This window comes from Aquabacterium soli, assembly GCF_003933735.1.
GTDB classification, from domain to species: Bacteria; Pseudomonadota; Gammaproteobacteria; order Burkholderiales; family Burkholderiaceae_C; genus Aquabacterium; species Aquabacterium soli.
On the sequence record NZ_RSED01000056.1, the window covers coordinates 1 to 1121 of the forward strand.

Annotated in this window: 1 protein-coding gene; it reads left to right on the forward strand. The window is 62.6% G+C overall.

Annotated features, from left to right (window positions below):
• Window positions 1-97 precede the first annotated feature (97 nt).
• Window positions 98-1121: IS110 family RNA-guided transposase (locus tag EIP75_RS23765; protein WP_125245664.1), on the forward strand; the 1024-nt coding region annotated here is incomplete at its 3' end.

Sequence of the window (1121 nt, forward strand, 5' to 3'; positions counted from 1 at the left end):
AATGATGGGATGGACTCCCCCGCATTTTTACGGCATCAATGTGCCAGCCGGCTTTCATATGGTGTGAGGGACGGCGCTCAACACGAAGGAGTCCGAAATGAATGCTACATCCCGTATTCAAAAGATTCAATCCTGCAGCGGCGTGGTCGTTGGCGTTGATATTGCGGAATCGGTGTTCCAGTTGTGCGAGGCGGATACGAACTGGCGACGCCTGGGCAGCCATCGGCTGAGCCGTGCGCAGTTTGAGCGCTGGTTCGATAACCGAGAAATTGCCGTGGTGATCATGGAGGCGTGCGGCATGGCGCATCACTGGGCGCGTTGGCTCAGGCAGCGCGGCATTGATGTTGAATTGCTGCCGCCGCACTACGTGAAGGCCTACGTCAAGCGCAACAAGACCGATGCGGCGGACGCTGCGGCGCTGCTGGAGGCAGCGCGTTGCGCCGACATCCAGCCCGTGCGCATCAAGACGGTGGAGCAGCAGGCCTTGCAAGCGCTGCATCGGACCCGCTCGATGTGGATGGGCTGGCGCACGGCGACGATCAATTCGATGCGCGGTGCTTGCCGTGAGGCCGGTCTGAGAATCTCCAAGGGCGCCAAGGTTGGCTTGGCACAGATGGCCAAGCTGATTGCAGAGGATCAGAGCGCGATCCCTACGCTGCTTCGAGGCACGATGCGGTCGATGCTCGAAGAGGTGCGCCAGCTCGAAAGCCGCATCGAAGCGATCGAGAAAGAGTTGCGTGCCGTGGTGCGCCACAGCGAGCCCTGCCAGTGGCTGCAAAGCGTGCCCGGAGTGGGCCTGCTGACGACCACGGCGATGGCAGCGGCCACGGGTGGTGATGTGACGCACTTCAAGAACAGCCGAGGCTTTGCCTGCTGGTTCGGCATCACGCCCAAGGAACATTCCTCGGGCCACAACCGAAGGCTGGGGCGCATCAGCAAGCAAGGCGACACCTACCTGCGCATGCTGCTGGTACACGGCGCGCGAAGCGTGCTCAAGGCGGCCGCCGCGGCACAAGCGCAGGGCAAACCACTGGATGCGCTCAAGCGCTGGGCCTTGCAAGTGCAAGCAAGGGCGGGCCACAACAAGGCCGCCTGTGCGCTGGCCAACAAGCTGGCGCGCA